This is a genomic window from Roseofilum capinflatum BLCC-M114 (genome assembly GCF_030068505.1).
GTDB lineage: Bacteria > Cyanobacteriota > Cyanobacteriia > Cyanobacteriales > Desertifilaceae > Roseofilum > Roseofilum capinflatum.
Genome location: NZ_JAQOSO010000119.1, coordinates 1 through 22550 on the forward strand (window position 1 = coordinate 1; position 22550 = coordinate 22550).

The window sequence follows — 22550 nt, forward strand, 5'->3', positions numbered from 1 at the left end:
GATGGAGGAGAGCAACCCCCACAGGATGGAGGAGAGCAACCCCCACAGGATGGAGGCGACCAACCTCCCCAGGATGGAGGCGACCAACCTCCCCAGGATGGAGGAGAGCAACCTCCACAGGATGGAGGAGAGCAACCTCCCCAGGATGGAGGGCAGCAACCTGCCCAGGATGGAGGGCAGCAACCTGCCCAGGATGGAGGGCAGCAACCTCCACAGAATGGAGGACAGCAACCTGCCCAGGATAGAAGGGTTAACCAGTTGAATCCCACCCAAGAAGGTTTACACAATCCTACATCCCCCAATCAGCAGGTAGGCGATCGTGGCCCCGCAAGCCCTGCCAGTCAAGTGGGGGAACCCGGTTTACAAAATTCTCGCGGTGGAGAACCGACCCTACAACAGTCTCCCGATCGCCAAACTCAAGGGGCCGAACCCTCACAAGACCAACCTGATACCAGACAAACCGACCAACCCCAAGACACACAAGAGTCTGGTGAACCGAGACAGAATACTGCTAATGGTTCTAACCGCCTTGCCCGGTCAGAATCCTTACAAGTTGCTCGCAATAACATTGATACTCAATTGGATGCAGGGAATTTAGATCAAGCCACCTTATCCATTGATAACTTATTCATGGAGCAATTATCCCTGTATACCGGAGAAGAGTTTAAAGTTGATGATGACATTCAATCGATCGCCCAATTCCAAGAGCGTCTAGCTGAAATTGAAGAACTGACCGGCAAAACCACAGTAGTCACCTATGTTTTGTCCCGCCCGGATCAATTGGATTTCATCTTAATTACGCCCAGAGGTCAAGCAATTTATAAAAGTGTTCCCAATATTCAACGCTCTGAAGTCCTGGAAACGATCCAAAACTTTCGAGGCGAATTAACCAATCCCCGTAAACGCAATAGCACCAGCTATTTGCCCTATGCTCAACAACTGTATCAATGGTTAATTGCCCCCATAGAAGATCAGTTAGAAGAGGCAGGAACCGATGTTTTAGTCTTCAGTATGGATGTGGGATTACGGTCTATTCCGGTAGCGGCCCTGCATGATGGGGAACAATTCCTGATTGAAAAATATAATTTGGGCTTAATTCCTTCTGTCCTCTTGACGGATACCAAATACCAGTCCCTAGAAAATGCTGAAGTATTAGCCTTTGGAGCCTCTGAGTTTAGCGAACAAGCGCCCTTACCTGCGGTTCCTGTGGAGATTGAGACGATTACTAACAATTTATGGAGAGGCAAAGGGTTTTTGAATAATGACTTTACCCGTAATAATTTAGTCTCTCAACGGGAGTTTGCGCCTTCGGCGATCATCCATTTAGCCACCCATGCAGAATTTAACTCAGGATCGCCCCAAAATTCCTATATTCAACTGTGGAATGAGCAACTGACTCTTGATAATTTAAGAACATTGGGATGGAATAATCCCCAAGTAGAATTGTTAGTTTTGAGTGCCTGTCGTACCGCAGTCGGCGATCCATCCGCCGAGTTAGGATTTGCCGGATTAGCGGTACAAGCGGGGGTGAAAAGTGCTTTAGCCAGTCTGTGGTATGTCTCCGATGAAGGGACATTAGCCCTCATGACTCAGTTCTATGATTATTTGAGGAATGCCCAACTCAAATCTGATGCTTTGCGGGAAGCACAACTGGCCATGCTTAGGGGTGAAGTGCGTATTGAAGGGGGTCAATTACGAGCCAGTCGCGGTAATGTTGCTCTACCTCCGGTCTTAGCCGGGAATGTAGCAGAGCGGCCTTTAGCCCATCCCTATTACTGGTCAGGATTTACCATGATTGGTTCCCCTTGGTAAGCCCATTAAACATTAAACCTGGGTATCCGTTGGAGACCGGTTGACTGGCTGCTATGCCCTAGAAAAATTATAGACATCTTGCAGCACCTGCGCCCAACTTTGAGCCAGAGAGTCTAGGAGGCGATCGCCGATTTCAGCCGTTGCGCCCGTCGGATCGCCAAATACCCCACTTTGGCTCAGTTCATGGGTTGCCCAAGCAAAGGGCAATTTGCCTTCCAAAGACAGTGAGCTATCTGCACCCGGTAACCCTTGGGGATACTCCTTAACCGCTCGCTCCATATGCACCTGCTCTGGAAGCAGGGAGAGCAACAAGCTGGTTTCTCCCAAATCTGCGTGAATACTCAGGTCTGGATGTTCTTGTTGTTTTAGTAATTCCCCTGATGCATTCGCAACCCGCCATACAAACAAGGGAAATACCATCAGATCCGGGTATTGGATATGTAAATCGCGGGCGATAATATTAATCACCTCCGGTTGTCCCCCATGGGCATTGAGAAACACCAGTTTGCGAAAACCCGCCCGATAGATGCTCTCTCCCACTTCTTTGAGTACCGCAAGCAGGGTTTGGGCGCTGAGGGTAACGGTTCCGGGAAACTTAATGTGTTCGTTCGATTTGCCGTAATATTGGGGCGGTAGGGCATAGACGGGGATATCCTCCGGGAGCCGTTCTAGGGCTTTTCCTAAGACTCCAGTGGCGATCGCCGAATCTACAATTAAGGGTAAATGGGGCCCGTGTTGCTCAATTGCCCCTACCGGTTGCACAATCACGACCTTCTCCTTATCCGGCATATCCCGAATTTCTGTCCAGGTTAGATAAGGGAAAAAGCGATGGGGAGGAATAAAGCTATGCATAATTTCTATAGGGCAGGTTACTGGTCAGGGCTAATGGGTCTACGTTCTATTTCAGCAGTTCCTCAAACTGTTGTTTATTCCACAACGTCTGATAGAGTCCCTCTTGCTCGATCAGTTCTCGATGGGTTCCCACTTGTACGATACACCCCCGTTCCATGACAAAGAGGCGATCGGCCGTTGCCGCAGCCGACAGTTGATGAGAAATAAACAATACAGTTTTTTTGCGCGTGCCGGTAGACAAGTTTCTTAAAATTCCGGTTGCCGTCTGATTATCAACACTCGATAAACAATCATCTAAAATTAGCACCGGCGCATCAATCAGCAACGCTCGCGCTAAAGCCGATCGCTGTCGTTGTCCTCCTGATAAGGTAATCCCTCGCTCACCGACTAGAGTCTCGTAATGCTGAGGAAAATTGAGAATTTCTGGATGAATTTGGGCAACCGTTGCCGCCCCTTCAACTCTGAATTGTTCCGCCAGAGGGTCACCATAGCGCACATTATTTTTAATCGTCGTACTGAACAAGAAACTATCTTGAGGCACAAAGGCGATCGCCGATCGCAAGTCCGCTAAATTTAGCTTCGTAATATCATAACTATCCAGGAACACTCGACCCTGGGGAATGGGCAACAGTCGGGGTAGGGCTTTGGCTAGGGTTGATTTGCCTGAACCAATGGGGCCAACAATGGCAATGGTTTCACCGGGATGAATGGTAAAATTAATATTATTTAGCGCCGGAGTCGAACTGCCGGGATAGGTATAGCTGAGGTGACGGGCCACCAATTGACCTTTAGCAGCAGTTTTGATTTCTAGAGATTGGGACTCATTTTTGATTTTGGGTTGTACTTTGAGAATTTCTTCGATGCGGTTAATGCTCACTTCTCCGCGCTGATAGGCACTAATGGTAAAGCCTAATAAAGCAGTGGGAAAGACTAAGCGCTCCACATAGAGCAGCAAGGCTAAAAAGTCTCCAATCGTGATCGAACCTCTGGCAATTTCTTGAGTTCCCATCCACAAGATCACCAGCAAACTTAAGGAGGCTAAGGCTTCCACTAAGGGAAAGAGAAAATTACGAGTTCTGGCTAACTTCAGATTTGCGCCGAGTAATTGATGGTTGAACTGGCGAAAGGCTTGCCGTTCATTGTCTTCTTGGGCATAAATCTTAATTAAAGAAATGCCACTCATGTCTTCTTGGATGAGATCGCTAACACGAGAGAGTTCTTCCTGTACGTCCTGTTGTTCCTTGCGGAGTCGGTTGCTGAAAATCTGGACGGCGAATAACATTAACGGATAAACGGCGATCGCCAACACACTTAAACGCAAATGAATCGATAACATCACCGGCAACGTCAGCACATAGGCAAACAGCGTATTGGCCAAACTCAACACGGCAAACCCCAGCAGACGGCGAATATTATCCACATCCGAGGTCGCTCGGTTAATCAAGTCCCCCACCGTATGCGTGGCAAAATACCCCGAATCTAGGCGCAGGAAATGCCCGAATATCGCTTGTTTGAGGTCAAACTCTACCTGACGACCCACCCCAAACAACAGAATCCGCGAAACCATGCGAATGGCCCACATGATCGAGGCTAACACCAATAACCACAGCACCGTACTTACCACCGTTTGGGTGCTAAACGTCACCTGTAGATTATTCACCCCATCCCGAATCAGCAGAGGAAGATAAACCCCCACAGCATTGACAATCAAAAGAGCAAAAATACCTAAGCTGGCTGATTTCCAATGGGGACGCAGGTAAGATCCGAGTTTTTGTAAATTCGATTGAGCCATAGGGAAAGGGTTGGAGACTGTTTACTATGGTGACATACGGGGAGAGTGTCGGGAGGATGGTCTGTTGCCTGTTGCCCATTCCCTATTCCCTATTGAATGAGAATCCTGATATTTTTGAAAGATAATCACAATTACACCTACCCATAACCGATTATGGCCAGCAACAAGCCCATTTTACAAAAAGGTGACGGCATCTATTACCCCGACCTCAAAGAACCGGTTAAGTACCTGCAAAACCTGCTCAAGGAAGCGGGGGTACTCAAACCCACCGATCCAGTGGATGGTCTCTTTGGCTCGATTACCGAACAAGCGGTCAAAGCATTCCAGACCAAGAAAGGCTTAAGGGCCGATGGCTTTGTGGGCCCAAATACCTGGACAGCTCTGGAGTCGGCAACCCCGAAAAAACTGCGCTATCCCGTGTTACGCAAGTGGGATGGGATTACGTTTACAGATTTGAAGGATGAGGTCAAAATCCTGCAAGAGTTGCTGAAAAAGGCTAATATATTACCGGCCAACTCTCCGGTTGATGGTCTATTTGGCGATGGGACAGAAGCGGCACTCAAGGAATTCCAGAGAGACAATAATTTAGTGGCTGATGGGGTAGCAGGGCAAAAAACCTGGTCAATGTTAGCCGGTGAAGAGGTGGAAACCTATTTACCCTATGGCAATTTGGTCTTGTCTATCGATCTCGATAAGGTGATTTACTCGATTCCTTATCCTGATGTGCGCTCCTATGCTTGGGATTCGATTCCGTTGATTATCCGGGAAGCTGAGGCGGCGAATGTGAAAGATCTGGGACAGATTGCTTATATTTTGGCTACGGCCGAGCATGAATCCCGGTTAGGTAAATGGATGGAAGAGTTTGCCAGTGGTTGGGCTTATGAGTATCGCTCGGATTTGGGCAATACTCAATATGGAGATGGGCCTCGTTATAAGGGACGGGGGTTTGTACAAATTACGGGACGGCGCAATTATACGGACTGGTCTCAACGGTTGGGGATTGATTTGGTGGGAAATCCCAGTTTAGCCAAAGATTGGGAAATCGCAGCGAGAATTCTGGTGATTGGGATGCGCGATGGAACCTTTACGGGGTATCGCTTGGGCCATTTTATTTCGGGGTCAACTAGGGATTTTCGGGGCGCTCGGCGAATTATTAATGGTTTAGATCGTGCCGGACTGATTGGGGCGATCGCCGAAGAGTATTACAGAGTTCTGTAGCGTCTATCGCCATCTGTACTATGAATATTAGGTTAACTTCTGTCAAGTGGATGACTCTTTTAATGGTTGTCACCCTTGCCGCTTGTCAAACTTCACCGGCTTCCCGGTCTTCTGCTTCTTCAGGAGCCTCAAGTCCCCAGGATCTCTCAGGGGGAGAACCGACCCCAACTCTAACGGCTGAGATTAAACGTCCCCATGAGGTGTTTGCCGCCATTTTATCGGAGTTGGAAAATCAGACGGATTTGCCTGTTATCCTACCGAGTCTGCTTCCTGAAGAGAAGGAAACTTCTCCAGTTTATGCCTTGACGACAGAAGTTTCCGCTTCTGAATATCAGGTACTGCTGGGATTTACTCCCGATTGTAACGGGGGAACTGCTTGTCGTTGGGGGGAAATTTCTGGGCAAACGGGGCCCTTGATGGCTCCAGAAGAAGGAGAATCGGTTAATCTCGCTCAAGGGATTACCGGGTATTTTGTTCCGGCAACTTGTGGGGCCAATTGTTCTGATGCTGTTGTGATGTGGGAACAGGCTGGAGGACACTATCGTATTGGCTTGAAGGCTGGAGAAAAGGATCGGTTAATCGAGATGGCCAATTCTGCGATCGCCACCGCTCACCCATAAGTTGATCTTGAGTCTAAGCTTTGAAGTCCCTTGTGGACAGCATTAAAACCGAATCCCACATTCGGTTTTATGGCTTCCTCTCCACCGTTTGAGGGTTTCATCTTCAACGGGTTTGGGAATTAAGGAGGTAGTGGGGCGATCGCTGATATAGGGATAGCCTTGGTCATGGAGAGGGTTGTACATGACCTCATGTTCATATACATAAGCCCAAGTTTCCCGGCCTCGCCAGCAGGCGAGAGGATTAATTTTCAACCGTCCCATTGAATCAAGTTCAAGGATCTCGATCTGATGATGGCTAGTCATTTGATCGCGCCGTCTTCCCGTTAGATAGGCGATCGCTTCTAGATCCTTAAGCCCCCGTTCCAAGGGTTCTCGACGGGTGAGAGTGGCAAATTTTTCTAAGTCGCGTTCCCATAAGCTTTTACCGTAGGACTTTTCAAAAGCTTTGCGTGTGGGAAGACTAGCCATTTTATACGCCTTCACATCTAGGTCATAGCAGGCTGTAGCTTCCGAGACAAAGGCTAGAGTTTCGGGAAAATGATATAACGTATCGACAAACAGTACCGGAATTTTTTGCTCTGGACACAGATAGCGATACAGCATATCTGTAATCACCATATCATCGACGTTAAAAATACTTGCCTGTACTAAGCCCGTAGGAAAGTTCTGCAAGCACCAACCAATGATATGCAAGGGATGGGTATGACTGAATCGGCGATTAAGTTCCTGTAAGTCGAGGTTGGTGTGAACTTGGCCTGAAGTTGCGGTCAGATTGGTCATGAACACTGAATACCCTAATTATGGTGTGACCTCCAATCTTTAGTTTACCTTAAGATTGTGCCGATCCATTTTTTGATTTGTCCTCTGGGGTTGTGCTGTGGAAAAGCGACCTTCAGTGAGACAATGGGATGGCAATCATTCGTAAAATTTTCGTAAAATCATTGATTATGCGCTTAATCTTATACAGTAAACCCGGCTGTCATCTCTGTGAGGGATTGCAGGAAAAGCTCGAACAAGTGCAGAAGGTTGCCTTTGAGTTAGAAGTTCGGGATATTACCACCAATGACACTTGGTGGCAGGCTTACGAATACGAAATACCGGTGTTGGTTGTCGATAGCACTCCCCCTCAGCGCTTACCCCGTCTCTCTCCTAGGGGAACAGTTGCCCAATTGGAGAAGATGTTAGCCAAATATAGCTAGAGAATGGGGGAATGGCGACCTTGCTCAGAAGCGATCGCTGCGTCACAATAATCAGAAGAATACTGCTTTTAGATGTCAAGATCGCCTGACCTATGATCGCTGCTGCACCCCTGACAGCTCAACCCTCTGTTCACCCTCACCCCACCTACAAAACCGATATTGCCATTGTGGGAGCCGGCATTGTGGGGGCGACCTTAGCTTGTGCCCTAAAAGACTCTGGCTTAAGCATTACCCTAATTGAGGCTCAACCCCAAGAGAAAGCGGCCTCAAAGCGGCAAGCCTATGCCCTTACCTTGATGTCTGGCAAGATTTTTGATCGATTAGGGGTTTGGCAAGAAATCCTGCCTCAAATCGTCACCTTTGACCATATTCAGATCTCGGATGCCAATCAATGGGTAGTGGATTTAACCCCGGCAGATTTGGGCATGGATCATCTGGGTTATGTGGGGGAGCATCGGGTAATTTTAACGGCGCTACAACAGCAAATTAATCAATCCCCTCAGATTCAGTGGGTGTGTCCCGCACAGGTGCAAGAGGTGAAATATTTTGACGATTTTGCCCAGATTTGGGTCAACTCTGCCGAACATGAGGAACCGATGGTGATTCAGAGTCGCTTGGTTGTGGCAACTGATGGCTCTAAATCTGCCATTCGCCAAGGGGCCCAAATTTCGACCCAAGGATGGCGCTACTGGCAGTCTTGCGTGGCAACCACGATTAAAACGGAAAAACCCCACAATAATGTGGCCTTTGAACGGTTTTGGTATACCGGCCCCATGGGGGTTTTGCCCTTGCCGGGAAATCGGGTACAGGTGGTTTGGACATCTCCCCACGAACAAGCTGAAGCTCTGCAACAGTTGGATGAGGCGGAGTTTTTGCGTCGCTTAGAATATCGGACGGCGGGTATTTTAGGACGGTTAGAGCTTGATGGGCCTCGGTTTGTGTTTCCGGTACAATTAATGCAGTGCGATCGCTACGTCGAGCATCGTCTTGCCCTGGCTGGAGATGCCGCCCATTGTTGCCATCCCGTCGGAGGACAAGGCCTCAATTTAGGCATTCGTGATGCTGCTGCTTTAGCCGAAGTCATCAAAACCGCCCATACTCAAAACCAAGATATCGGCCAATTAGAGAACCTCAAACCCTATCAACAGTGGCGCAAACCTCAAAACTGGATGATTCTCGGTTTTACCGATTTCTTAGACCGCACATTTTCCACCGACTGGTTACCCGTGGTTTGGATACGCCGTTTAGGATTACTCTTCTTACAGAAGTTTCGCATCGGTCGTTATCTTTCCCTTAGATTGATGACCGGTTTAATGGGACGCGCTCCAGAGGTCAATTAAAAATTGTTCATTACTTCTTGAAAGTATTGGTTCATATAGCTAGTCTAAATGAGTTGTGCAACAGGAAAGTCCCTCTCCCTATATCCCTCTCCCACGGGAGAGGGACTTTCCCCCTTCTCCCTTCGGCTTCGCTCCCTTCGACTTCGCTCAGGGCAAGCAGGACAGCGCCTGCGGGAGAAGGCTTGCCCTGAGCGTAGCCGAAGGGGGTAGGGGGATGAGGGGAAGCCATTAACTTAAAGTCTGAAGAGAAGAATGATTAACAGTGCCGAGACGAAACAGGCTAGAGGTGTTCGGGTTAAGTTCCATTGATTCCAACGGGGTTCAAAGTCGAGACGAGCGGACTGGTAGGTGGCTTCATCCATCTCATCGAGCTTCAACGCTTGCAATTGCTTATTCAGGGGGATGTTAATCGTGAATGTCGGTAACTGGACACCAAGAATATAAGTCAGTACGGCAAAGATGATGAGAAGATACCCAACGCTATCCAATTGTCCCAGACTCAGGATACCGGACGCGACTAAAAAGAGGATGGAACCGAGCCAAAGGAAGACAAAAACGGGCTGATTATTTTGGATAATGCCATCGATGACTTGAAAGGCTCGAATAAATTCGCGATCGCTTAATTGTGTTATCCCTGGCATGACGACGATCGCAAATGCCAGGAGGAAGCCAGCCACCAGAGAACATAAAAATGTAGCTAGTATCAATGTAATTTGAAAAAAACCTTCGATTGGCATCGAAAACACTCCTGCACTACGGGCTAGTCATAACGGGCTAGTCATAACAGCGATAAACGCTGTAATTGTTAATTGTTAATTGTTAATTGTTAATTGCTTATTGAAGCCATAAATTCTTCCCCAGTTAACCGTGGATGATCGCCTGCTAAATCGTATAAGTGGGGCTTCTTGTCAATGAAAATTTCTCCCGCCAGCTTAAATTGAGTTAAATCATCAAAAGTTCCCATCCACAGCATATACTGATCGCCCTCTTTCAAGCGATAGAACAAATGAGTCCCACAACGATTACAAAATCCGCGCTCGGCCCATTCTGAGGAATCGAACCGACTCATGTTTGCCTCACCCTCAAAGGTGACTTGTCCCACACTTACCGCAAACCCAGGGCCACCCGTCCATCGCAGACAGATATTACAGTGACAACTGTACACATCAGTTTCTACATCTTCGGCGGAGTAAGTAACTGCACCACACTGGCAATGTCCTGTCGCTTTCATGGCAACGTCCTGGAATAAATTTCTGTGTCGAGTGTACACTGAAAGCGCTTTATTTTGGTAATGGGTCATGGTCTTTTTGCTTAAAATTGCCCATTTTTAAGGGAGCGTAACATTTTTATAATGTCACGAGGATCGAGGCGTTGCGTGTAATCTGCATTGACAAAAGATAGAGCGACTTGACCGTTTTGACGAATAACGTAGGTTGCTGGAATGGGTAATTCAAAGGTTTGATCGCCATTGTAAGCGGGAAGATCGATATCCAACCGTTGATAGATGACGCGCAGAGATTCGGGTAAGCGAAAGACCAAGCCATAGCTTCGAGCAACGGAATTATGGCGATCGCTCAGAACGTTAAAGGTGAGTTCATGTTTAGCAACCATGTGGGATGAATTCTCGAAGGTTTGAGGGGAGATAGCAACAAGAGTTGCCCCTAAATCCCTTAAAGTGGGCGAAATCCGCTCAAGAGCTTGTAATTCCAAGTTGCAAAACGTACACCATTGTCCTCGATAGAAGGAGAGAACGACAGGGCCGCTCTGGAGTAACTCACTGAGGGTTATGGTTTTTCCCATGGTATTGGGTAAGGAGAAATCAGGAGCCATATCTCCTTGTTGGCAAGCTTGCTGGATGATGCCAGAGCTGTGTAATTCCTCAGTTGCTTCCTTCATTCTGGCTTTAATGGTTGCAGAGAGGTTAGCAAAGACGGCTTGAGATCTGTTTTCTAGATCTTCAGTTAAACCCATAAATATCCCTTGATTAGTTCACTATCTTGTCTAGAATACTGCTTGAAAATTAATCTACGGTGAGAAATTCTAGGAGGCGGGTTTCAAACCCGCCCCTACAACCGTGGCTCATTGCTATAGTAGGAATATTGGTGCGAAGGGCCTTCGCTCCTACAGCATATCTATATCTCATTGGAAACTCCCTCTCCTATGTTGCAAGCGGAACAAGTGTTATCCGTTCAATCAACGTCTTCCCAACCCCTAGAATATCAGCTACACCGGAAATTGGGACGGACGGCGGCAGGTCGTCAAACTTGGTTGGCTACGGATTTAACCAGTAATGAATCGGTAACCCTGAAGTTGTTGGCGTTTAATCCTCAGATGCAATGGGATGAGCTGAAGTTGTTTGAACGGGAAGCGCAGGTGCTGCAAGCGCTCGATCATGCTTGTATTCCGAAATATCGGGATTATTTTTCTCTGGATCAAGAGATGGGGGGAGGGGTTCCTTGGTTTGGGTTGGTGCAGGAGTATATTCCGGGTGCATCGTTGCAGGAGCGGTTGGAGAATGGGGGGCGTTTTGCGGAGGAGGAGGTGAAGGATATTGCGGCTTCTGTGTTGAAAATCCTGATCTATTTACATCGCTTGAGTCCCCCGGTGCTGCATCGGGATATTAAGCCGAGTAATATTATTTTGGGTGAGGATGGGCAGGTTTACTTAGTCGATTTTGGGGCGGTGCAATCGCAAGCGGCGGTGACTGGGGTGACGTTTACGGTGGTAGGAACGAGTGGTTATGCACCGTTGGAGCAGTTTTGGGGGCGTGCGGTTGCGGCTTCAGATCTCTATGCATTAGGCGCGACGTTGATTCATGTGGTGACTGGGGTTCCGCCGATCGATCTGCCCCATCGAGACAATCGAATTCAATTTCGCGATCGCTCGACACTCAATCCCTATTTCATCACCTGGATCGAGAAAATGACCGATCCAGCCCTAGAAAAGCGGTTTAGCAGCGCTCAGGAAGCCTTCAATCAACTCTATACCCAACCGGTGGAGATCTCCACCACCCAGAGCGCTAAGTTTGGCCATGTCCCAAAACCGGACAACACCCTGATTGACATTTGGCGATCGCCCACTTCGCTAAAATTAGAAATACCTCCTAGATTTGAGCGCAATACCTTCAGAACCCTTGCCCTCATCTTAGCCAGCTTGATGATTACCCGGACGATGTTTATGGGCGTTCTCAGACTTCTTCACAATCCCTTGATTTTGCTCGTTGTGTTTTTAACCATTGTTGTCCTAATCTTGTTATTTTCAGCGACTGAAACCCAAGTCACGTTTGAGAAAGAGGAGTTTACCATCGAAAGGAAGTTATTTGGTTGGAGCTACCTAACCCAAACCGGTTTATCCGAACAGTTAATGGGGGTCTTTATTCACCATGAACACTATGGCACCCTGGTAAAACTCCATTGCCACAATTATACTGGAGAATACACTTATGGAATTGCTCCTGGTATAAGACCCAATGAAGCCGCTTGGGTTACCCATGAAATCCAAGACTGGCTCTATTCTCAGTCGGATGATACTTAATTTGATGACGAGGGGATAGGGAATAGGGAATAGGGAATAGGGAATAGGGGATAGGGGATAGGGAATAGGGAATAGGGAATAGGGAATAGGGAATAGGGAATAGGGAATAGGGAACACAACAGCGAGCAAGATGTTCGCACTCCTCACTTTAATCGAATTCACAAAATTCTCACAATTATCATCTAGCTTAGAAAGTAAGCAAAAACAGCTTCAAGTCTTGACATACAAAGGCTAGGTTAGAATAGTAATCGAGAGAGGTTCATCGCTATCCCTCTTCTATGGAGGACACCTTGATGCGTTATATGTCTAAAAGATTGACCTATGAAGAATTGGAGCAGAGGGTTCAGGAGCTGGAGGCAAGCCAAACGCTCCGAGAACAAAGCCGTATTGGCCAATCGATCGACAGCATACAAGCCGGGGTAGTGGTTCATGGGAAGAATGGAACCGTAATTAAAAGTAATACGACAGCGCAAATCATGCTTGGCTTAACACGCGAGCAGATGCTTGGAAAGGAATTGACCGATACTGCTTGGACATTTTTGCGGGAGGACGGCAGCCCGATGCCGGTTGAAGAATATCCTGTGTCGCGGGTTCTTAAGACGAAAAAACCCGTCCACAACCTGGTGGTGGGCATTCAGCAAAGCGACAAAGCCGAACCGATGTGGGTTCTCGATACAGCAATCCCGGAGTTTGATGAAAACGGACACCTCAGCCAAATTGTCACCACCTTTATGGACATTAGCGCACTTAAAAAAAGTGAGGAACGATATCGGAACTTGTTCGAGAATATGATGCACGAGGTACATCTCTGGAAGCTCGTTCGTGATGAACAAGGTGCGATTAAGACCTGGAGATTGGTAGAGGTCAATCCTGCTGCTCTCAAAGCCTGGGGCAAAACCCGTCCTGAAATTATCGGCAAAACCACCAATGAAATCTTCTCTTATGATGCAACGGAGCAGTTCATGCCCATTGTGAAAAAGATTTTTTCAGAAGGTACACCCTACACATGGGAAGCCTATTTCCCACCAACGGGTCAGTTCTACCACATGACCAGTGTTTCATTTGGGGAATATTTCATAAGTACCGGGACAGACATCACCGACCGCAAACAAATCGAAGATGCTTTGAGAGAAAGTGAAGAACGCCACCGATTATTCTATAATCCATCCTTCGGCGGCAGTATCATTCACGATCGAGGACGTATTCTTGATTTTTCAAAAGGCGTAATCAATATTACAGGGTATTCCTATGACGAACTGGTCGGCATGGATGGCCTTCTTCTCATTGCACCGGACTGGCGTGACTTGGTGATGGACAAGATCATCTCAGGATCTGAAGAGTCGTATGAGGTGGAAGGTATCCGAAAGGATGGCACAATTTTTCCGTTGCGACTTCATGCAAAGGCTATTCAATATCATGGTAAGCCAGCTCGGGTCGTCGAGTTTCGTGATATTTCTGACATCAAAAAAGCAGAGCAAGCATTAAAGAAAAGCGAACGTTTATTGCGTAATGTCATTGACACTTCAACTGATTATATCTTTGTCAAAGACAAGGAGTTAAAGACAATCTTATGCAATCGAAAATTTGCTCAAGGAGTTAATAAAGAACCGTCTGAGTTGATTGGCAAAACCGATCTGGAGAACGGTTGGGATGCTGAACTGCTGGAAGGCAACCCCGACAAAGAAATCATAGGATACCATCAATACGATCTAGAAGTATTAAGCGGAAAGATTGTTCAAAACACGATTACAGCAATCGTTTCTGGTGAAACTCGTTTTTTGCATAGTGTAAAAATCCCGCTCAAAGATGAGAACAATCAAATATTTGGTGTCCTTGGAATAAACAGAGATGTTACCGAACAAAAAAAAGTTGAACAAGCTCTCAAAGCAAGCGAAGAACAGTTCCGCACCCTCGTTAATGAAAGCCCATTCCCGGTTGTTGTTTTAGATGCGGCGGGTGAAAATATTTTACATTGGAGTAAAAGCGCACAAGAACTGTTTGGACATCAGCCCCAAACGCCTGCCGAATGGTTTTCCCTGGCTTATCCCGATCCCCAATACCGCCAGGAGGTAATGGATCGCTCGCAGCCGTATCTAGAAAGAATGCAACACTCGACAACCGCCGTGAATACTGGTGAATATCATATTACCTGCCGGGATGGGTCTGTCAAAATATGCGAGATCTACGCGCAATTGATTTCTGGCCACCTTGTGTTGACCAATAATGATATTACCGATCGCAAACAGGCTGAAGCAGAAATTCATGCCGCTAGGGAGTTTCTGAATACGCTGATTGATTTAAGTATGTTCGGGATGTGGATATCCGATCGCGACGGGACAGTCATCCAGGTCAACCGTATTGTATGTGAAACCCTGAATATACCGGACGATCAGATTGTCGGCACATATAACGTTTTTCAGGACGATAACCTGAAAGCGCAAGGTGTGATGCCGAAAGTGCAGTCTGTTTTCGAGACGCATCAACCAGCGCATTTTACGATTTTTTGGCAAGGGACAAAGATTAATGATATTGCTTTTCAAGCAGCACGGGATATGTATATCGATGTCTATATGTTCCCGATCATGGACTCACAAGGAAAGTTGAAAAATGTCGTCTGTCAATGGGTAGACATTAGCGAACTCAAAAATGCGGAAAACCAACTGCGTGAAATGGTTGAATTTGATGCCTTAACGCAAGTTTATTCAAGACAGCATTTATTAGATTTAGCCGAAAGAATGTTTATGCGTATCAAGCAAGGCCAAACTTCGCTTGTATGTATGATGTTCGATATCGATCACTTTAAATCCATCAACGATCGATATGGACACAAGACTGGTGATATTGCATTAATCGCTTTTTCAGAAATTATCTCTAAGAATATTAGGTGCAATGATATATTCGGAAGGCTGGGTGGAGAAGAATTTTTGGCAGTCATTCCAGAAATTTCATTAGAAGCGGGTCAGAAATTAGCTGAACGAATAAGAATTGAAGTTGAAAAAACACCAATTATGGCGGGTGTAGACTGCATAACCATGACAGTGAGTATTGGTATATCAATGTACAAAAAAGCTAAGAATTTTGCTACATTTGGTGAACTCATAGAACTTTCTGATAAGGCTCTCTACGAAGCGAAGAATAGTGGTAGAAATCGTGTTTGCGTTGATAATACATAATCATTAGATATAGCTAGTCTAAAAGTTTTTTTAAGTCTTCTGTCGCAAAACTTACTCTGCTAGAAAGCGATCGCCCCTAAAATACGGACTGGTTGTGCAACTGAAGGGTTAAGTTACCGATTTTATGCCCTGTGCTAAGGCTCTCCAGTATTATATTCTGATCGTGGTATCATAGAATGAAAAATCAAAATCAATCAGAAACCTGGTGGCATTCAATGAGACAGCGCTTCCCCTGGAACCCTTTAACTCATTAGGATTTTCTCGCCCGTTAATACTTATCTTTGCTGAAGCTATGGGGGAGATTCCGAACTCAGAGGAGTTAGGAGAATTTAGTGAGTCTGAAGAATTTCAGTCTGCCTGGGTCATTCTCACTATCATATGGGGAATTGTACATCTAACCGATCTTAGTTGTACGTTGAATTCGCTTATTGATTGTTAAACGATTCTTTCCTGAATTAATTGACGCAATGCTTGTTCTGCTGCGATTTCATCTTCTTGGGCTTGCTGTAAAAAATGATATAAATCTGCTTTTTCGACGAGAGGAAAGGTCGGCGATCGCTCCCATTCCTGATACACTGTTCCTTGCAGTCGGTAAATGCGCCATTTTTGCCCATCGTAGCGCCAAAATTCCGGCACTCCCAGAGCCGCATACAGTTGATTTTTATCCATATCTGTGTGGGTAATATCGACTTCAACGACTAAATCTGGGGGCGGATCTTGCTGTAAATCAACCCTGCGACCCGCAACTTGAGGTTGATTTTGGATATAGTAGGCGTTATCGGGTTCTGCACCGCGATCCAAGTCTGGACGAGCTAAAGTGGTCGAGCGCATAGATTTGAGCTTCAATCCCATGGCTGCGACTAGCACGCGAATAAAGACCCCAATCAACTCAGCCGCAAATTCATGGTCTTCTAGGGGCATAATGAATTCTAGCGTTCCGCGATCGTAAATCAGCCGTACTGCGCGACTTTCCGGTAAGCCCTGGAGAATCTGTTGATAGTTTTCCCACGCTAATCCATGCAGCGCCAATCGCTGTTCTCCCAGCGTTTTCTGTTGGTGGGTCGCAATTCCAGAAATCATCTATCTCTTTGACCACTGACTGATTTTAGTTTATATCAAATCCAAAATTCTTACCCTGGAACAGCAGGTATATCTCGGAGTAAGTCAGGTTCGTTATGTACAAAGGTAATTTGCAATGTCCCGACTAGCTCTTGCTCTTTCAGGGTTGAGTCATGGGCAAGCATAAGCTGCTCTAAACTCTCTTGGCTCAACTGCAAACCTGTCTCCTGTAGCGTTGCAGCGAGTCTGTTTAAATTAGCGATCGGAACTTGGAAATTGATGCAAATCAGGAGATTTGAGTAGAGGTGAAAGTTGGTAATCCAAGCTCCCGCTTGATTAATTGCCTCACTTACACGATAGGTCATCCCAATTCGTTCTGCTCTCGTAAATCCATCCAGGCGTAGGAACCGTTGCATAAACAAAACTAGCCTCCAATGTGAACCAGCTACAATATAGCGAGAATGAGTTAGACATCAGAAAAGTTGTTGCAAAACTTACTCTGCTAGAAAGCGATCGCGCCCAATTATGAACCCGCTACTCTACAACTTCCATATCTTCAGCTACCTACTTAAACTCTGAAGGGCATAGCTAAACTCAAAGAGGGAAATCACATGAAAAATCGAAATCAAGCGGACACTTGGTGGTATTCAATGAGACGGCGATTCCCCTGGAAGCAGTTCATCATTGGAGGGCTGATTCCAATTGGAATCTTTTATCTATTTCATCGTTTTGAGAAGCCTTTGATTGGTGCTTTTTTAGCGGCTGGCTGGGCTGTTGGAGTAGCTGCAATCACTCATTTAGCATTTAAGAAAATCAATCTCTTTGCCGTATTATCTATCCCTTTAACTCTGATTGAAATCGTGGGCATAATAGTTACACTTAATCCAGACTTTTATCTGGCTACAGCAGCGATCGATCATACGCTTTGGGGATTGATTTTTCTTGGCTCATTAGGATTTTCTCGCCCCTTAATACTTGTCTTTGCTGAAGCTATGGGGGAAATTCCGAAATCACAGGAGTTAGGGGAATTTAGGCAGTCTGAAGAATTTCAGTCTGCCTGGGTCATTCTCACTATCATATGGGCAATTGTACATCTAATGGCGGCAGTATTCTTAATTTTCTCCCAAATTTGGTTGCCACTGGAAATTTTTCTAATTATGCGTACAGCTTTTAGCACTCCTTTGTTGGCAGTGCTAGTAGCCTTTAGTTTTTGGTTTCCAAGATGGTATTGGAACCGATCTTAGTTGTACGTTGAACGCCCTTTCAAGGGGACTGCTATAGTTCCTCTGGATCATGTGAATCTTGGGTAGCAGCGAGGGAGATCGGAGATGCTCCATTCTGGAACGGCTCCTGTGGATCTGGAAATTCTCAGCTATTGAGGCCCCCGATCGCCCCTAAAATAGGGACTGATTGTTAAGTTACCGCTTTTATGTCCCGTTCTAAGGCTCTTCAGTATTATATTCTGACCCGTGTGCTGTTGGCTCCCCTGATGTTGTGGCTGATTGTCACCCTGGTTTTCCTACTATTAAGGGCGACTCCGGGCGATCCGGTAGATGCCATTTATGGAGCCAGAGCATCCGCAGAGGCGAAGGCACAGCTACGACAACAATTGGGGTTAGATTTACCCTTGGGGTTGCAATACCTGAATTATTTGGGCAGTTTGTTGCAGTTGGATTTAGGCACATCCTTAACCAGTCGCGGACAAACGGTTTGGGATATCATTGGCTTGCATTTTCCGGCGACGATGGAGTTGGCGGTGTGCAGTATGGCGGTGGCGCTGGCGATCGGGATTACGATTGGGACGTTGGCAGCTTCTCGCCCCCATACACCTTTGGATGTGGGGGCGCGGTTGTTTAGCATTATTACTTATTCTGTGCCGCCGTTTTGGGCGGGGATGTTGTTGCAGTTAATTTTTGCGGTAGAACTGCAATGGTTTCCCCTGGGCACTCGCTTTGCTCTGGGGGAAACGCCTCCCCAGGGGCCAACGGGACTTTATGTGATAGATAGTTTGTTAACGGGGAATTTGGGCCAGCTTTGGGTGGCGATTCATCATTTGGCCCTGCCGTCTTTGACGTTGGGGTTGTTGCTTAGTGGGATTTTTGAGCGCATTGTGCGGGTGAATTTGCAACAAACTCTGAAGGCGGATTATGTGGAGGCAGCTAAGGCAAGGGGAATTCCGGAGTTGAGGATTTTGTTGGCCCATGCCCTGAAAAATGCCCTGATTCCGGTGATTACGATTTTGGGCTTGACCCTGGCAGCGCTGTTGGGGGGAACGGTGTTGACGGAGGTGACGTTTTCTTGGCCGGGTTTGGGGAATCGGTTGTATGAGGCGATTAGCTTACGCGACTACACTACCGTTCAGGGGGTTGTGGTCTTCTTCGCGTCTATTGTGGTGATGGCCAGTATTGCGATCGATATTTTGAATGCTTATGTCGATCCCCGGATTCGCTATTGAATATATAAGCTTAGTTAATGTTAATCATCAGGATCGCTAAATTAAAAGGGCTTTACAAAACTAAACAAAGTCACTTATATTGGAAATGTGGACGGAAAAAAACCGCCACAGAACCTAGAAAAATACATAGCCATCATATAAACATGACCACAACTCTTCAACAAAGCTCCAACGCGAGCGCTTGGGAGCGGTTCTGTCAGTGGGTTACCTCAACCGAAAACCGCCTTTATGTAGGTTGGTTCGGCGTACTGATGATCCCCACCCTCTTAACCGCTACTATCTGCTACATCATCGCTTTCGTAGCAGCTCCTCCCGTAGACATCGACGGCATCCGCGAACCCGTAGCTGGTTCCTTGCTGTATGGAAACAACATCATCTCTGGTGCTGTTGTACCTTCTTCCAACGCGATCGGTCTGCACTTCTACCCCATCTGGGAAGCAGCTTCCTTAGATGAGTGGTTGTACAACGGAGGCCCCTACCAGCTCGTCGTATTCCACTTCCTGATCGGTGTATTCGCTTACATGGGTCGTGAATGGGAATTGAGCTACCGCTTAGGAATGCGTCCTTGGATTTGCGTAGCTTACAGCGCCCCTGTAGCTGCTGCAACTGCTGTATTCTTAATCTACCCCATCGGACAAGGAAGCTTCTCTGATGGAATGCCTTTAGGAATTAGCGGAACCTTCAACTTCATGATTGTATTCCAAGCAGAACACAACATCCTCATGCACCCCTTCCACATGCTGGGAGTAGCCGGTGTATTCGGAGGTTCACTGTTCTCCGCTATGCATGGTAGTTTGGTAACCTCTTCCTTAGTTCGTGAAACCACCGAAGTTGAATCTCAAAACTACGGTTACAAATTCGGACAAGAAGAAGAAACCTACAACATCGTAGCCGCTCACGGATACTTCGGACGTTTAATCTTCCAATACGCATCCTTCAACAACAGCCGTAGCCTTCACTTCTTCTTAGGAGCTTGGCCGGTAGTTGGAATCTGGTTTACAGCTTTAGGTGTAAGCACCATGGCGTTTAACCTAAATGGATTCAACTTCAACCAATCCATCATGGATTCTCAAGGTCACGTAATCAACACCTGGGCAGATGTAATCAACCGCGCCAACCTGGGTATGGAAGTAATGCACGAGCGTAACGCTCACAACTTCCCCTTAGATTTGGCGGCTGGTGAAGCTGCTCCTGTAGCTTTAACTGCTCCTTCTATCAACGGTTAATTCGAGTTTTGATAAACTGATTTAATCAAAAAAAACGCTCTCCGTCAGGGGGGCGTTTTTTTTGGCTTTTCTGGTTGGGCTTGAGAATTGAGTTACTCTAGTGATATCAAGTCCGTAAATGTTACAGCGCTTTGCGCTGTAATGAGGTACAGCAGGGAAAGATCCCCACAACCCCCCTTAATAGGTAAAACATCTAGGAGTTTTTTCTGGTTTTACAGAGGACAACCGTAATGTGATTAGGCTAGGGAGTCCATAATTGCCGAGAGCAACCAGCATAGAAAAATCTAAGTCTTGGGTTAAAATCACCCGATTCTCTACCCTCGCCACTTCCAAAATCTCCGCATCAGCAGCAGTCGGAGGTAATACATCTGTGGTGCGTACTATGTCGTAGCCCTGTACCATAACAGCGCTTTGCGCTGTTATGGTGTAAAGTCTTAAAGGCTCAAAGCCATGTACTACAACCCTATTCCCTATTCCCTATTCCCTATTCCCTATTCCCTAGCGCGAAGCGCTATAAAGCTGCAACTGTCACAGGAGAAATATGAACGTCGGCAATTAAACGTAGACGACTCATGCTGAAGTGAAGTGAACAACGCGATCGGATACTGCCCAGGCTGCATAATTGAGAGCCTGACGAATGTCTTCTTCTTCGAGTTCTGGATACGACTCTAAAATGTCTGGAACAGATAACTGACTAGCGAGTAGTTTGAGGACAAATTCTACGGTGATCCGCATTCCCCGAATCGTTGGTTGTCCAAGGCATACTTCTGGATTGATGGTAATACGATCTAGATCGGCGATCGCCATGAGACTCCCTCCAGTATATTGACTGTTTCTCTATTGTGGCATAGAGGCGATCGCCACCCATTTCGGAGATGGGGGTCTTGAAGTCCCGCTAATTCATAAAATAAGTTAAAGATCCTTCCGGGTTGCCAGGGATGGGCTTACGATCCATAAGAACCAAATGCAAATTACTCAAATCCAGTCGGTGCTATCCATCCAGCCAGCGTGCTAGTTCATCAATAGCTAATCGATCACTATAGAAGAGGAATATCCATGAAAATAGGAGTTGCTAAAGAAGTTGAATATCGAGAACGCCGAGTTGCTCTAATTCCCGATGCGATCGCCAAGTTGAGCAAACAGGGGTTAGAAATTTGGGTCGAATCTGGCCTAGGAGAGCAAGCCTATTTTGCGGATTCTGCCTATGAGGAAGCGGGAGCGCAGGTTATTTCTGATAAAGAGAAATTATGGAAGGAAGTGGATGTCCTCTTAAAGGTCGGCTCTCCTGTGGAAGAAGAATTGGGGCTATTGACTCCTGGAAAAGTGTTAATTAGCTTTTTAAATCCCTTGGCTCAACCGGAAATGATGCAAAAGTTGGCTGATGCTCAGGTCACGGCTTTGAGTATGGAACTGATTCCCCGTACCAGTCGCGCCCAAAGTATGGATGCTTTATCCTCTCAGGCGGGGGTTGCGGGTTATAAGGCGGTGTTGATCGCGGCGGCTGTTCTGCCTAAGTTCTTCCCCATGTTAACGACGGCTGCGGGAACGATTCGACCGGCAAAGGTGTTTATCATTGGGGCGGGAGTAGCTGGCTTGCAGGCGATCGCCACTGCCAGACGACTTGGTGCTGTCGTAGAAGCCTTTGACATCCGTCCCGCAGTTAAGGAAGAAGTCCAAAGTTTGGGCGCGAAATTCGTAGAAGTGAAACTTGACGAAGAAACCGTAGCCGAAGGAGGCTATGCGCGGGAAATTTCCGAAGACTCCAAACGGCGCTCCCAAGAATTAGTCGCCGAGCATGTAAAAACGGCGGATGTGGTGATTACGACGGCTCAAGTGCCGGGTAAAAAAGCACCCCGGTTGGTGACTAAAGAAATGGTGGCCCAAATGAAACCCGGTTCGGTAGTTGTTGATTTAGCGGCTGAACAAGGGGGCAACTGTGAAGTGAGCGAAGCGGGTAAAGATGTGGTTTATGAAGGAGTCACGGTCATTGGGCCGATCAATCTGCCCGCATCGATGGCGGTTCATGCCTCGCAAATGTACGCCAAAAATATCTCGACTCTGCTGAATTATCTGGTGAAAGAAGGGGAGTTAAATCTCGATTTTGAAGACGATATTATTAGCGGCACTTGTGTCACCCACGGCGGAGAAGTCCGCAATCAGCGTGTGAAAGATGCCCTCGCTAGTGAGCAGTCTGCTGTAGCCAGTTAAATGCCCTCTCCCTATATCCCTCTCCCATAGGAGGGACTTTACTCCCCTTCTTAACTTGTTGG

21 protein-coding genes are annotated in these 22550 nt (G+C 46.8%); 11 read left to right on the plus strand and 10 right to left on the minus strand.

Annotation, left to right across the window (positions count from 1 at the left end):
• Nucleotides 1-1812, plus strand: a 1812-nt coding sequence (locus tag PMG25_RS23425; protein WP_283769323.1) for a CHAT domain-containing protein, incomplete at its 5' end; no start/stop codon positions are given.
• 51 nt (nucleotides 1813-1863) lie between these two features.
• On the opposite strand, the gene PMG25_RS23430 is transcribed toward PMG25_RS23425, so the two are convergent.
• Both PMG25_RS23430 and PMG25_RS23435 read right to left on the minus strand, forming a co-directional pair.
• The gene (locus PMG25_RS23430) at nucleotides 1864-2664 is read right to left on the minus strand and encodes a creatininase family protein (protein WP_283766332.1); all 801 of its coding nucleotides are present in this window, start codon (nucleotides 2662-2664) and stop codon (nucleotides 1864-1866) included.
• A 46-nt stretch (nucleotides 2665-2710) separates the two neighbouring features.
• On the minus strand, nucleotides 2711-4456 hold the full coding sequence (locus tag PMG25_RS23435; protein ID WP_283766333.1) for an ABC transporter ATP-binding protein: 1746 nt from the start codon (nucleotides 4454-4456) through the stop codon (nucleotides 2711-2713).
• 153 nt (nucleotides 4457-4609) lie between these two features.
• Between PMG25_RS23435 and PMG25_RS23440 the strand changes: the two genes are divergently transcribed.
• Together PMG25_RS23440 and PMG25_RS23445 are read left to right on the plus strand one after the other, a co-directional pair.
• Nucleotides 4610-5674, plus strand: coding sequence for a peptidoglycan-binding protein (locus tag PMG25_RS23440; protein ID WP_283766334.1), 1065 nt, complete (start codon nucleotides 4610-4612; stop codon nucleotides 5672-5674).
• Nucleotides 5675-5694: 20 nt separating this feature from the next.
• Nucleotides 5695-6294, plus strand: a complete 600-nt coding sequence (locus tag PMG25_RS23445) for a hypothetical protein (RefSeq protein WP_283766335.1) — start codon at nucleotides 5695-5697, stop codon at nucleotides 6292-6294.
• A 42-nt stretch (nucleotides 6295-6336) separates the two neighbouring features.
• Here PMG25_RS23445 and PMG25_RS23450 read toward each other — a convergent pair whose 3' ends face one another.
• Nucleotides 6337-7074 carry a phosphoadenylyl-sulfate reductase gene (locus tag PMG25_RS23450; RefSeq protein ID WP_283766336.1) on the minus strand — a complete coding sequence of 246 codons (738 nt, stop codon included), beginning with the start codon at nucleotides 7072-7074 and terminating at the stop codon, nucleotides 6337-6339.
• Between the two features lie 167 nt (nucleotides 7075-7241).
• Here PMG25_RS23450 and PMG25_RS23455 point away from each other — a divergent pair, with 167 nt between their 5' ends.
• Nucleotides 7242-7493, plus strand: coding sequence for a glutaredoxin family protein (locus tag PMG25_RS23455; RefSeq protein ID WP_283766337.1), 252 nt, complete (start codon nucleotides 7242-7244; stop codon nucleotides 7491-7493).
• A gap of 92 nt (nucleotides 7494-7585) precedes the next feature.
• Nucleotides 7586-8833: an FAD-dependent hydroxylase gene (locus PMG25_RS23460; protein WP_283766338.1), complete on the plus strand. Its 1248-nt coding sequence runs from the start codon at nucleotides 7586-7588 to the stop codon at nucleotides 8831-8833.
• 233 nt (nucleotides 8834-9066) lie between these two features.
• Here the strand turns inward: PMG25_RS23460 and PMG25_RS23465 are convergent, their stop codons facing one another.
• The 3 genes from PMG25_RS23465 to PMG25_RS23475 form a co-directional block, all read right to left on the minus strand.
• Nucleotides 9067-9570 (minus strand): anthrone oxygenase family protein, encoded by a 504-nt coding sequence (locus PMG25_RS23465; RefSeq protein ID WP_283766339.1) that lies wholly within the window; start codon nucleotides 9568-9570, stop codon nucleotides 9067-9069.
• 89 nt (nucleotides 9571-9659) lie between these two features.
• The gene (locus PMG25_RS23470) at nucleotides 9660-10064 is read right to left on the minus strand and encodes a GFA family protein (protein WP_283766340.1); all 405 of its coding nucleotides are present in this window, start codon (nucleotides 10062-10064) and stop codon (nucleotides 9660-9662) included.
• An 80-nt stretch (nucleotides 10065-10144) separates the two neighbouring features.
• Complete coding sequence (locus PMG25_RS23475) at nucleotides 10145-10804, minus strand: peroxiredoxin-like family protein (protein ID WP_283766341.1); 660 nt, start codon at nucleotides 10802-10804, stop codon at nucleotides 10145-10147.
• A 189-nt stretch (nucleotides 10805-10993) separates the two neighbouring features.
• Here PMG25_RS23475 and PMG25_RS23480 point away from each other — a divergent pair, with 189 nt between their 5' ends.
• Both PMG25_RS23480 and PMG25_RS23485 read left to right on the plus strand, forming a co-directional pair.
• Entirely contained in the window at nucleotides 10994-12367 is a 1374-nt protein-coding gene (locus PMG25_RS23480) for a serine/threonine protein kinase (RefSeq protein WP_283766342.1), read from the plus strand.
• Between the two features lie 278 nt (nucleotides 12368-12645).
• Nucleotides 12646-15540 (plus strand): sensor domain-containing diguanylate cyclase, encoded by a 2895-nt coding sequence (locus tag PMG25_RS23485; protein WP_283766343.1) that lies wholly within the window; start codon nucleotides 12646-12648, stop codon nucleotides 15538-15540.
• A gap of 435 nt (nucleotides 15541-15975) precedes the next feature.
• Here PMG25_RS23485 and PMG25_RS23490 read toward each other — a convergent pair whose 3' ends face one another.
• Entirely contained in the window at nucleotides 15976-16620 is a 645-nt protein-coding gene (locus PMG25_RS23490) for a Uma2 family endonuclease (RefSeq protein ID WP_283766344.1), read from the minus strand.
• Nucleotides 16621-16670: 50 nt separating this feature from the next.
• Nucleotides 16671-17015 (minus strand): hypothetical protein, encoded by a 345-nt coding sequence (locus tag PMG25_RS23495; protein WP_283766345.1) that lies wholly within the window; start codon nucleotides 17013-17015, stop codon nucleotides 16671-16673.
• Nucleotides 17016-17210: 195 nt separating this feature from the next.
• Here PMG25_RS23495 and PMG25_RS23500 point away from each other — a divergent pair, with 195 nt between their 5' ends.
• From PMG25_RS23500 to psbA, 3 genes are all read left to right on the plus strand, one after another.
• Entirely contained in the window at nucleotides 17211-17843 is a 633-nt protein-coding gene (locus tag PMG25_RS23500) for a VC0807 family protein (RefSeq protein ID WP_283766346.1), read from the plus strand.
• A 185-nt stretch (nucleotides 17844-18028) separates the two neighbouring features.
• Nucleotides 18029-19054, plus strand: a complete 1026-nt coding sequence (locus tag PMG25_RS23505; protein ID WP_283766347.1) for an ABC transporter permease — start codon at nucleotides 18029-18031, stop codon at nucleotides 19052-19054.
• 143 nt (nucleotides 19055-19197) lie between these two features.
• Nucleotides 19198-20280: a photosystem II q(b) protein gene (psbA, locus tag PMG25_RS23510; protein WP_283766348.1), complete on the plus strand. Its 1083-nt coding sequence runs from the start codon at nucleotides 19198-19200 to the stop codon at nucleotides 20278-20280.
• Between the two features lie 177 nt (nucleotides 20281-20457).
• On the opposite strand, the gene PMG25_RS23515 is transcribed toward psbA, so the two are convergent.
• Both PMG25_RS23515 and PMG25_RS23520 read right to left on the minus strand, forming a co-directional pair.
• A complete protein-coding gene (locus PMG25_RS23515; protein ID WP_283766349.1) occupies nucleotides 20458-20682 on the minus strand; it encodes a DUF5615 family PIN-like protein in 225 nt (74 codons plus the stop codon).
• A 168-nt stretch (nucleotides 20683-20850) separates the two neighbouring features.
• Nucleotides 20851-21087: a DUF433 domain-containing protein gene (locus PMG25_RS23520; RefSeq protein WP_283766350.1), complete on the minus strand. Its 237-nt coding sequence runs from the start codon at nucleotides 21085-21087 to the stop codon at nucleotides 20851-20853.
• A 249-nt stretch (nucleotides 21088-21336) separates the two neighbouring features.
• On the opposite strand from PMG25_RS23520, the gene PMG25_RS23525 reads away from it, so the two are divergent.
• Nucleotides 21337-22488: a Re/Si-specific NAD(P)(+) transhydrogenase subunit alpha gene (locus PMG25_RS23525; RefSeq protein ID WP_283766351.1), complete on the plus strand. Its 1152-nt coding sequence runs from the start codon at nucleotides 21337-21339 to the stop codon at nucleotides 22486-22488.
• The last annotated feature ends 62 nt before the right edge of the window (nucleotides 22489-22550 follow it).

Excerpts from the sequence above, each read along its gene's own strand:
- PMG25_RS23480 (WP_283766342.1), top strand. The coding sequence starts at position 10,994 with ATGTTGCAAGCGGAACAAGTGTTATCCGTTCAATCAACGTCTTCCCAA.
- psbA (WP_283766348.1), top strand. The coding sequence starts at position 19,198 with ATGACCACAACTCTTCAACAAAGCTCCAACGCGAGCGCTTGGGAGCGG.
- PMG25_RS23515 (WP_283766349.1), bottom strand. The coding sequence starts at position 20,682 with ATGGTACAGGGCTACGACATAGTACGCACCACAGATGTATTACCTCCG.
- PMG25_RS23475 (WP_283766341.1), bottom strand. The coding sequence starts at position 10,804 with ATGGGTTTAACTGAAGATCTAGAAAACAGATCTCAAGCCGTCTTTGCT.
- PMG25_RS23430 (WP_283766332.1), bottom strand. The coding sequence starts at position 2,664 with ATGCATAGCTTTATTCCTCCCCATCGCTTTTTCCCTTATCTAACCTGG.
- PMG25_RS23490 (WP_283766344.1), bottom strand. The coding sequence starts at position 16,620 with ATGATTTCTGGAATTGCGACCCACCAACAGAAAACGCTGGGAGAACAG.
- PMG25_RS23440 (WP_283766334.1), top strand. The coding sequence starts at position 4,610 with ATGGCCAGCAACAAGCCCATTTTACAAAAAGGTGACGGCATCTATTAC.
- PMG25_RS23505 (WP_283766347.1), top strand. The coding sequence starts at position 18,029 with ATGTCCCGTTCTAAGGCTCTTCAGTATTATATTCTGACCCGTGTGCTG.
- PMG25_RS23465 (WP_283766339.1), bottom strand. The coding sequence starts at position 9,570 with ATGCCAATCGAAGGTTTTTTTCAAATTACATTGATACTAGCTACATTT.
- PMG25_RS23445 (WP_283766335.1), top strand. The coding sequence starts at position 5,695 with ATGAATATTAGGTTAACTTCTGTCAAGTGGATGACTCTTTTAATGGTT.
- PMG25_RS23520 (WP_283766350.1), bottom strand. The coding sequence starts at position 21,087 with ATGGCGATCGCCGATCTAGATCGTATTACCATCAATCCAGAAGTATGC.
- PMG25_RS23495 (WP_283766345.1), bottom strand. The coding sequence starts at position 17,015 with ATGCAACGGTTCCTACGCCTGGATGGATTTACGAGAGCAGAACGAATT.
- PMG25_RS23455 (WP_283766337.1), top strand. The coding sequence starts at position 7,242 with ATGCGCTTAATCTTATACAGTAAACCCGGCTGTCATCTCTGTGAGGGA.
- PMG25_RS23470 (WP_283766340.1), bottom strand. The coding sequence starts at position 10,064 with ATGAAAGCGACAGGACATTGCCAGTGTGGTGCAGTTACTTACTCCGCC.
- PMG25_RS23435 (WP_283766333.1), bottom strand. The coding sequence starts at position 4,456 with ATGGCTCAATCGAATTTACAAAAACTCGGATCTTACCTGCGTCCCCAT.
- PMG25_RS23525 (WP_283766351.1), top strand. The coding sequence starts at position 21,337 with ATGAAAATAGGAGTTGCTAAAGAAGTTGAATATCGAGAACGCCGAGTT.
- PMG25_RS23460 (WP_283766338.1), top strand. The coding sequence starts at position 7,586 with ATGATCGCTGCTGCACCCCTGACAGCTCAACCCTCTGTTCACCCTCAC.
- PMG25_RS23485 (WP_283766343.1), top strand. The coding sequence starts at position 12,646 with ATGGAGGACACCTTGATGCGTTATATGTCTAAAAGATTGACCTATGAA.
- PMG25_RS23450 (WP_283766336.1), bottom strand. The coding sequence starts at position 7,074 with ATGACCAATCTGACCGCAACTTCAGGCCAAGTTCACACCAACCTCGAC.
- PMG25_RS23500 (WP_283766346.1), top strand. The coding sequence starts at position 17,211 with ATGAAAAATCGAAATCAAGCGGACACTTGGTGGTATTCAATGAGACGG.